The sequence below is a fragment of the Celeribacter sp. genome, from assembly GCF_048259695.1.
Lineage (GTDB): Bacteria > Pseudomonadota > Alphaproteobacteria > Rhodobacterales > Rhodobacteraceae > Celeribacter.
Map to the genome: position 1 here is coordinate 1 of NZ_JBLXHL010000029.1, position 9,415 is coordinate 9,415.

Consider the following 9,415-nt stretch of genomic DNA (forward strand, 5'->3'; position numbering starts at 1 on the left):
CCGTAACGGTGGAATGCGGCCTAGAGCGAATAGCGGCTATGGAGTGAGCTTTAACCCATAACCTGAATCCGTAGAAGGCAGCCTGGAACCCGCGTCGTTACTGGGCTAGAGCTTATATTTTCTATACTTTCTACTTATTACTTAAAACTCAGCATAGAAAACAAAAAAAGTGGGGTATTCAGCGTGTGGATTGTACGCTTTGTGTAACTGTGCCAATAACCTCACGAAATAGCAGGCAGGTGTTCTCTCGTGTGAGGCCGTGGTGCCCTGTAGCGCCCCGTGGCCGATCCTGCCTCAGCCCGTGAGGTGCTTGCCCCCGTCACATGCCGAGGGTCGAGGGTCGAGGGGTCCGGAGCGGCCCCAGATCGCCCCGTGACAGCCGACAACCGACCCCTGACCCGTGACCTCCCTGACCCCCAATCGACCCGTGACGAGCGACGTTGGCCGCCTGACGGGTGACGTGGTGCCCATGATCTGGGTAGACTGTCGAAGGACACGGTGTCGGACGGCTCAGGGCGATTGTTGACCGGCAGTCACCAAGTACCGATTGTTGGGTGCCAAATGACCACCATTGATGCTCACGGGTCATCCTCCCAAAAAAATGTGTTATCCCCAGCCTAAGTACCCCCTGAAACGCAATCCGTAGCGGCTATTTGCTCTAGCCTTAGTGCCACGTGGCCTCCAGCTAGATCTCACGAAATATCAAATAATCGCTCCAGGCCACGTGTCATGCGGCCTCCAGACTTTTCTACGGATTGAGATTAGGTAAACTCACTCCGTAGAAATGTAAACAGGATTCACCGATCGTACATTCCAGTTACAATCGTTAATTGCCATTCGAGCAACAACACTCATCCCAGCCAGTCCCGCACGATACCGCAGAGCCGCTGACTCAGGGCGTAGGCACCAAACAGCCAGATGCCCGCATTCAGCGCGGCACCAATCGTCTCCATCACCATCGCATCCTCCAAAGCCAAAGCAGCAAATGAAAGGGGGCAAGGGCCATGTGACCCTCACCCCCTGATCCTCGTGACTCGATCCATGTCCCGTGACCCGTGACCCGTGATCCATGTCGATCGTCACGTGACACAGGCCAGCGTGCTGACACTCGGCACATGACCCATGACACCCATCACAGCCATGACATCCATCACGTGCAGCCAAAGAACAAGACGCAGACGCAGACGCAGACGCAGACGCTGACGCTGACGCGGGTTGGTGGGTTAGGGGTGTGATCTACTCAGGCAGATCAGGCCGTGACGACATGGCAGACCGGCCCGGCTCCCTTCACCCGACGTTGGAAGAAGGCCAAGTCCTTGGCATCCAGTGTCCCTTTGCCATCGCAGCGGTAGCACTTGTCGTTGTGGAAGTGCCCCATGTGGGCGGAGTATCGGCCTGCGCCCAGGCAGTGCGGGCAGATGTCTCCTACCTCGTGGCGGCTTGACTCGACCGGCAGTGTCGCCATTGCCTTCTCGACCGCGTTCAGTCGCTTCTCGAAGATGGCGTAGACCCGATACCGCTTGCGCCCATCGCCCTCGGTGCGGATGTACGTCCAGCCCTCGGGCAGTGCGGGTTCTGCTGGCTTGGCGGGTGTGTCGTTGCGGAAAGTGGCGGCCAGTGCGGCCAGATCGGCGAGAGATGCCATGATGATTCTCCTTGATGTGAGAACGGGGGCCGATTGGCCCCCGCTGTTGGGTGTTTAGCTATCGAAGTTGGCAAGCTCGGCCAGCATGGCGAGCGCCTTGTCATCCAGACCCTGAACGAACTTGCTCTGGCGATCGCGCAGCCACTGATCGCGCAGCTCCATCCGGCGCTCCTCTGCCTGCTCCTTCTCCTCGATGGTGTAGAACTCGTTCTGGTTGGCGTACCAGTAGGGCGCACCACGACGGTTGATGACCTTCCAGACCGGGTTGAGCACCATCTGCTGTTCTTCCAGCTCTGCCAGCAGCTCTTCGAGGTCGGCCAGCTCCGACTCGCCTACCATGACTGCCTCTGTGTAGCGGTGGCCCGGATCGAAGCCGTCCATGCCGGTGGTGTCGTTGCTTGCCATCCAGTGATCGACACGGCCCAGGCGAATCTGCTCATCCTCGCTCCCGCCTGCGTACTGCTCGCTGACCGGGCGTTGTGCGAACCGTGTCGCCCGCTCCTTGAGCTGTTGCAGGTGGTTCATGGTGCCGATCAGGACACGCTTCTCCTTGACCAGCAGACGATAGAGCTTGTTGACCGCGAAGAACCGCTTGGTGCCCTTGGCCATCAGCCCGGTGCGGAACTTCTGGCGCTGCTCCTTGGCCGATCCGCCCGGGTTGTCCTGCATCCCGTCCATCACCACCTTCTCCCAGCCGTCGTAGCTGCGATCCGTGATGACCTCGCGTGCCGCCACATCGAGCAGGGTGAACTGGGCGTTGGTCAGCCGATCCCCGTTGGTCATCAGCTCCTCGATGAAGACATCGAGTGCTTCCTCCAGCGAGCAGGACACGAACATCTTGCTGCCTTCGCCTGTGCTGGACCCGTCGTTGTCCCCGACTTCCTGCCAGGACATGGTGGGCACCACCTCGATCATCGTGGTGGCTTCTGCGAAGTCCCCGTCGATCCGTGACTGCTTGTGGGCGGCGAAGAACGCACGCATCAGGTCGAGGTTCTGGTGCATCTTGCGGGCCGTCTCGATGACGTTGACCTCAGCCCCGATCCCCATAGCACTCAGTGCATGGCGAGCCATCAGGTACTGCGTGGCACCACGGTAGATGTAGGGGATAGCACGCAGTGCTTCCGGCCCTGCCTCACGCTTGCGGCCACTGACTCGTCCCGCTGCATCCTTCACGTCCTCAGCAGGGCGCTTGTGCAGCCCGAGGATGAACTGATCGAGCGACTCCACTCCATCCCACTCGGTCCATGCGCCCGGATACTTGGCGACTGTGGCACCGTACTTGAGAGCGGTGTGGACAGTTGAGGTGGTGCTTGCGATGGTGTTAGTCTTAGCGTTCATGATGTGTCTTCCTAGTAGATGTGCGTCATGACGTGGGCAGCGGGTGCGACCGCTGCCCACACCTAGACCCCCCGGGTGGGGGTCAAGACAAGGTTCCTTGGGTTTGAAACCGAGTGCCGGTGGAACCAGAACCGGAATCGGGAGGCGCCCCCCTGTGCTGGCAGGGACTCCACCCCGCGCACACGCAAATCTGCGCCACTTTTCCCTCGACCTTCGCCCCAAGACACTCGCCCCTCGCCATCTGACTTTGGCCCCGCGACACTCGCCCCTCGGCGTTCACGCCCTCCGCGAAAGCGATCCTCGAAAAATTTCTACAGTTTTTTGCCCGTTGACCTGGCCTCGTTTACAATCGCTTGCATTCATTCGCAGAGCGAATACATGCCATGTCAGATTCAGAGTTCGTCCAACAGCAGTTGGCCTCGATGGAGGCCGACCGGCAGATCGGAAAGGTCGAGCTTCCCCGCATCACCGCCCAGCAGCGCACGTTCGTCGCCTGTCGTATCGGCGGGATGTCCATTTCGGCGGCGGCCAAGGAGGTCGGGGCAACCCCTTCCACCGGCAGCGCCTGGGAGAAGCGGCCTGATGTCCAAGCCCACATGGATCACTACCTCGCGGAGTACAGCGAGAAGGTGCTGCCCCGTGTGACCTTCGGCAAGGAAGATGCCCACGCCATGTACCTCCAGGCGTACCACATGGCCGGCACCAGTGCCGAGATGACCCGCGCCACCGACTCGCTGGTGAAGTTGCACGGCCTGCTCGACAAGCAGGATGTCGATGACCGCAAGCCCCAGAACGCCAAGCAGCTCGAGGGGCTGGATACGGCGGACCTGCTGCGTTATGCGGCATTGGGCATGGAGTCATTGGCCCCGGAGATCGCGGTGGATGGCGAGTTCACGGAGGTGCCGGATGGCGAAGACGACGAAGGTTGATGAGCGCCGCAAGATCGCCCTGGCCACGTGCGTGACCTGCAAGAGTGAGCACCCCATGTCGCTCGTCAATGAGGCCGGAACGTGTGTCTACTGCCGTGCCGGGTTGAAGGGGGAAGAAGCGGAGGCCGCCGCGCAGGAAGCGGATGAATTGGCGGCGACGGCCCGGCGACTGGCCGAGGAGCGGGCGGCTCGTGAAGCGGTGGGGCGCCGGCAGGAAGAGGCCAAGGCCCGAGCGGCAGAGCTCAGGCGTGAGCGTGCCGTCCGATCGGAAGGCGAGTTCGACCCCAGTGAAGCGGCCCGCAAGGAGTTGGCCCGCCGGCAGTTGGCCCATGACCACCTGCTGCCGATGGTGTTGCGCCTGAATCCCGACTACAAGCCCGGCTGGGTCCACAAGGACATTTGCGAGCAGCTCGAATGGTTCTCGGCACCGGTGGCAGCCGGCGAATCGCCCCGCCTGATGCTGTTCATGCCCCCGCGTCACGGGAAGAGCGAGCTGGCATCCCGATCCTTCCCCGCCTGGCACCTCGGTCGGTACCCGAAGCATGAGGTTATCTCGTGCTCCTACTCGGGGGCGCTGGCCAACGACTTCTCCCGCAAGGTACGTGGCTCGCTGCGCGACACGGCCTATCAGTCCGTGTTCCCCAGCACTGAACTGTCCAAGGACTCCCAGTCGGTCGAGCAGTGGAACACCACGGCAGGCGGCGGGTACACCGCAGCCGGTGTCGGTGGTCCCATCACGGGTAAGGGTGCCCACGTCCTGGTCATTGATGACCCGATCAAGAACCGCGAGGAAGCGGAGTCCGCGGCGAGTCGCCAGTCGATCAAGGACTGGTACACCTCGACGGCCTACACCCGTCTGGCGCCGGGCGGCGGGGTGCTGGTCATCCTGACCCGCTGGCACGATGACGATCTGGCCGGCTGGCTGCTGCATCAGGAGGCCATCGGCGAGGGGGATGAGTGGAAGGTCATTCGCTATCCGGCGATTGCCGAGCACGACGAGCTGTTCCGCAAGCAGGGCGAGGCGCTCCACGAGGATCGCTACCCCATCGAGGCGCTGACCCGCATCAAGCGCGCCGTCGGCCCGCGTGACTGGGCGGCCCTGTACCAGCAGAACCCCGTTGCCGACGACGGCGATTATTTCAAGGCGAGTGACTTCCAGTATTACGTGCGCGAGACGTGCCCGGCCTACGACACGATGAAGTTCTACACCGCCTGGGACTTGGCGATCGGCAAGGAGGAGGTCAACGACTATACGGTCGGGATCACCGTCGGCGTGGATCGCAAGGACAACATCTACGTGGTGGATGTCATGCGCGGTCGCTGGGGGACACTCGAGATCATCGAGAAGATGCTGACCATGCAACGGGTGTGGAAGAGCGAGATCGTCGGCATCGAGCGGGGGCACATCGAAATGACCCTGCGGCCGATCCTGGAGAAGCGCTTCCGCGAGGAGCGGATGTTCCTGCCGCTGGAGGAGCTGAAACCCGGGAAGAAGGACAAGATCGCCCGTGCCCGCCCGATCCAGGCCCGTATGCAGCAGCACCGCGTGTTCTTCCGCAAGCACTGCGACGCCACGATGGCCTTGGTGGCGGAAATGATGCGCTTCCCCAACGGGAAGAATGATGACCAGGTGGACACCATCGCGTGGATCGGCCAGTTGCTCATGCTGTTCACCACGTCCCGCGAGAAAAAGGAAGCGCCGAAGAAGAGTTGGCGTGATAAACTGGGCAAAAGTATTCGCAGTGCGAATCGTCGCACGGCCCTGAACTCATGACGGAGACGCCAATGCAGCGGTACATCGGCACCAAACTGGTCAACGCCACGCCCATGACGCGCCAGGCGTACAACGACTTTCGCGGCTGGATCATGCCGGCTGATGAGAACGGCGCGGACGAGGGCTATCTGGTCGAGTACCCGAGCAGCGCAGGCAACACGTCTGAGTACGACGGGTATGTGAGCTGGTCCCCGGCTGGCGTCTTCGAAACGTCCTATACCCCGACTGCCGGTATCCCCGACCGCATCACCCCCGAGCTGATCGAGTCCCGCATTGTCGATACCCAGTATATCTCCGTGCCGCGCACCACGCTGACCATCTGCGTGCTGACCCTCGACACCGGATACACCGTCACGGGTGAATCGGCCTGCGTCGATCCGGCCAACTACGACATGATGCTGGGTCGCCAGTACGCCCGGGAGCAGGCGGTCGAGAAGCTCTGGCCGCTGCTGGGCTTCGCTCTGGCAGAGAAGCGCTATGAAATGCGAGGGCAGCTTGCGTGAGGCCGAGCTTCGAGTCGATCTATGCCGGGTTCGCCCGCGAGCTGTCCCGCCGCAGCACCTGCACCCGTGCTGCGGTCGGTTGCGTCGTCACAAGCATTGATTATCGGCAGGTCTATGCCGTCGGCTACAACGGCGGCGCGTCGGGCGAGGCGGATAGCTGCACGGGCGAGCAGGGTCGGTGCGGCTGCCTGCATGCCGAGGACAACGCGACGATCAACTGTGTCGCACCCCGCGAGGTCGAGAAGATGGTCTTCGTGACCACCCAGCCCTGCTATGACTGCGCAGCGCGCCTCATCAACCTCGGCGGTGTCCGTGCCGTCCTGTATCTGGACGCCTACCGCTGCCAGCGCGGCATCCACCGACTGCGACAGGCCGGCATCCAAGTTATCCATCTGACTGAACCACAGGTGCCGAGCGAATGAACCAGCACGATTCCTCCCCACACCCGGGTGATAAGCAGTCGCTGATCGCCCAGCGCCAATGGGCGCACTACGTGCGTGCGCGCGACAACGGCCACAGCGAGTATGTGGCGATGGCCAAGAAGTGCGACGCCTTCTACCAGGGTGAGCAATGGGCCGACGCGGATCGCAAGAAGCTGGAGAGCGAAGGCCGTCCGGCCATGACGTTCAACCTGATCCTGTCCACGATCAACGCGGCGCTCGGTGAGCAGGCCAACCGTGAGATGCAGGTCAGCTTCCTGCCGACCCGTGATGGCACCCGTGACGGGGCGATCGTACTGGGCAAGCTGACCCAGGCCATCATGCAGGCCAACAACTACCACTTCCTTGAGAACTTCGTGTTCTCGGACGGGGTGATCCAAGACCGCGGCTACTTCGACGTGCGCATCAGCTTCGAGGACAACCTTGGCGGCGACGTGAAGATCACGCACCTTGACCCACTGACGGTCATGATCGACCCCGAGGCGAAGGACTACGACCCCGAGACGTGGAACGAGGTCATGGTAACGAGCTGGATGTCGCTGGATGAGATCGCCACCAAGTACGGACGGGCCAAGGCCGACCAGCTCCACTCCCAGATTCGCTCCGGCGACCACTACAGCTATGACTCCGTGCAGTTCGGCACCAACCGCTTCGGCGGTGAGAACTTCAATGCCGACCGCGTGTACGGCTATGAGCTGCCGGAAGAGAAGAATATCAAGTCGGTGCGCATCATTGAGCGCCAGCACTACCAGTGGGTCAAGGAGCTGGTGCTGGTCGATCCCGAGACGGGCGATCTGCGCGAGGCGCCGCAGCACCGCAAGCCGGAAGAGATTTATGCCTTGGCTGAGAAGCACGGCATTCAGGTCATGGAGCGTGCCGGCCGCCGCGTGCGCTGGACGGTGACAGCCGATCACGTCGTGCTCTATGACGACTGGTCGCTCTACCGCTCGTTCACCATCGTGCCGTACTTCCCCTATTTCCGCCGTGGCAAGCCGTTCGGCATGGTGCGCAACCTGCTCAACCCGCAGGAGTTCTACAACAAGTCGCGCAGCCAGGAGCTGCACATCGTCAACACCACGGCGAACTCGGGCTGGATCACCGAAGAGGGCTCGCTGGTCAACATGACCGAGGACGAGCTGACCGAGCGCGGTGCCGAGTCCGGCCTGCACCTGGTCTATGCCCGATCTTCCCAGCCGCCGATGAAGATTCAGCCGAACCACGTTCCGCCGGGGCTGGCCCACATCAGCGACACCACCGCCATGTCCATCCAGCAGATCAGCGGGATGAACGACGGCATGCTCGGGCAGGTCAGCCCCGAGGTGTCCGGCGTGGCACTGGACCGCAAGACCCAGCGCGGTCAGGTACAGATGGGCCAGCCGTTCAAGCACCTCGCGTTCAGCCGCAAGCTGGTCGGCCGCAAGATTCTTGAGCTGATCCAGGACTTCTACACCGAGCAGCGCACGGTCACGGTCCTGAACCCGGATGACAAGGACAACCCCGAGGAGCAGGTGACGATCAACCAGATCAATGAGGTCGGGGAGATCATCAACAGCGTGGGCGGCGGTCGCTACGACATCGCCATCACGTCCCTGCCGACCCGCGACAACGCGGACGAGGACGAGTTCGCCAAGCTGATGGACATGCGGGCCAACGGCATCGCCGTGCCGGACGACGCCATCATCCGCCGCAGCAACCTCACCGATCGCGAGCGTCTGGCCGACGCCGTACAGAAACTGCTGGGTCGTGCGGAGCCGACCGACGAGGAAGTCCAGATGCAGCAGCAGCTCCAGCAGATCGAGATGCAGCGCATGCAGGCCGAGCTGGACAAGCTCGCGGCACAGGCCGAGCAGATGCGGGCCTCCGCCGCGAAGGACTTGGCGAATGCCGAGAAGACTGCCGGCGGCGGACGCTCCCCCGAGATGGAGCTGGAGTACCAGCGCATCGAGGCCCAGATTCGCCTCAAGCAGCAGGAGCTGGAAACCCGTATGCGCCTGGCGCAGATCACCGCCCAGACCCGCGCCCAGGAGTCCCAGCTTCGCACCGCCGCCGACATGGCGCGGACCAAATTCCAAGGCGAGACGCAACTCGCCGCCGCACGCAGCAACACCGACCGCAACGCCGGCACCCAACCGGCCCAAGCCGATAAGAAGGACCAGTGATGACTATCAAGACCGATGATTCTCAGACCACTGCCCGCGAGTCCGACTTCGACCTCGAAGGGCTGATGAACTTTGAAGACCCCCGCTCCGAGCTTGGCGAGCTGGATTTCGGTGATGAGGTCGGCGGTGACGAGCCGTCTGCACCGGAGCCTGCACCGGAGCCGGAGCCGGAACCCGAGGAGGAAGCCGATGCTGCTGAGTCAGATGCCGACACCCCCAGTGAGGCCGAGGTCGAGGCCGAGGAAGACCCGGCTCCGGTCGAGGATTCTGCTGAGGCTGACGAAGACGATGTGGAGCCTGATGCCGCTGCTGCTGTTCCTGAGCGTGATGAGCAGGGCCGCTTCAAGGCCAAGCCGAAGGAACCGGCGATTCCCAAGTCTCGCTTCGATCAGCGTACTGCCCAACTTCGTGCGGCGGAGCGCCGCGCGCAGGAGCTGGAAGAGAAGCTCCGTGCCGCCGAGGCGGAGCGCGAGCGCCGAGAACGAGAAGCCAACACCCTGACCGACGAGCAGATCACCGCCAAGATGGCCGAGGCCAACACGGCGGTGATCGAGGGTGACACCGAGAAGGCGGCGGCGATCCAGGCGGAAATCTTCAAGGCGCTTCGCACCCAGGGCACACCGAGCC

7 protein-coding genes and 1 pseudogene are annotated in these 9,415 nt (G+C 62.5%); 6 read left to right on the top strand and 2 right to left on the bottom strand.

Annotated features, from left to right (window positions below; translation table 11 throughout):
• Window positions 1–1,249: 1,249 nt before the first annotated feature.
• A complete protein-coding gene (locus tag ACN0Q0_RS16615; RefSeq protein ID WP_417244393.1) occupies window positions 1,250–1,645 on the bottom strand; it encodes a hypothetical protein in 396 nt (131 codons plus the stop codon).
• Between the two features lie 54 nt (window positions 1,646–1,699).
• Entirely contained in the window at window positions 1,700–2,983 is a 1,284-nt protein-coding gene (locus ACN0Q0_RS16620) for a hypothetical protein (RefSeq protein ID WP_417244394.1), read from the bottom strand.
• A gap of 383 nt (window positions 2,984–3,366) precedes the next feature.
• Here ACN0Q0_RS16620 and ACN0Q0_RS16625 point away from each other — a divergent pair, with 383 nt between their 5' ends.
• The 6 genes and pseudogenes from ACN0Q0_RS16625 to ACN0Q0_RS16650 all read left to right on the top strand — a co-directional run.
• A complete protein-coding gene (locus ACN0Q0_RS16625; protein ID WP_417244395.1) occupies window positions 3,367–3,912 on the top strand; it encodes a hypothetical protein in 546 nt (181 codons plus the stop codon).
• Complete coding sequence (terL, locus tag ACN0Q0_RS16630; RefSeq protein WP_417244396.1) at window positions 3,890–5,686, top strand: phage terminase large subunit; 1,797 nt, start codon at window positions 3,890–3,892, stop codon at window positions 5,684–5,686. The genes ACN0Q0_RS16625 and terL overlap by 23 nt, the downstream gene beginning before the upstream one ends.
• A gap of 11 nt (window positions 5,687–5,697) precedes the next feature.
• The gene (locus ACN0Q0_RS16635) at window positions 5,698–6,189 is read left to right on the top strand and encodes a Gp49 family protein (RefSeq protein ID WP_417244397.1); all 492 of its coding nucleotides are present in this window, start codon (window positions 5,698–5,700) and stop codon (window positions 6,187–6,189) included.
• A complete protein-coding gene (locus ACN0Q0_RS16640; RefSeq protein ID WP_417244398.1) occupies window positions 6,186–6,611 on the top strand; it encodes a deoxycytidylate deaminase in 426 nt (141 codons plus the stop codon). Before ACN0Q0_RS16635 ends, ACN0Q0_RS16640 begins: the two co-directional genes overlap by 4 nt.
• Window positions 6,608–8,788 carry a hypothetical protein gene (locus ACN0Q0_RS16645; protein WP_417244399.1) on the top strand — a complete coding sequence of 727 codons (2,181 nt, stop codon included), beginning with the start codon at window positions 6,608–6,610 and terminating at the stop codon, window positions 8,786–8,788. Before ACN0Q0_RS16640 ends, ACN0Q0_RS16645 begins: the two co-directional genes overlap by 4 nt.
• Window positions 8,788–9,415, top strand: a pseudogene (locus tag ACN0Q0_RS16650) (hypothetical protein); the annotation flags it as partial. The gene ACN0Q0_RS16645 and the pseudogene ACN0Q0_RS16650, both read left to right, overlap by 1 nt.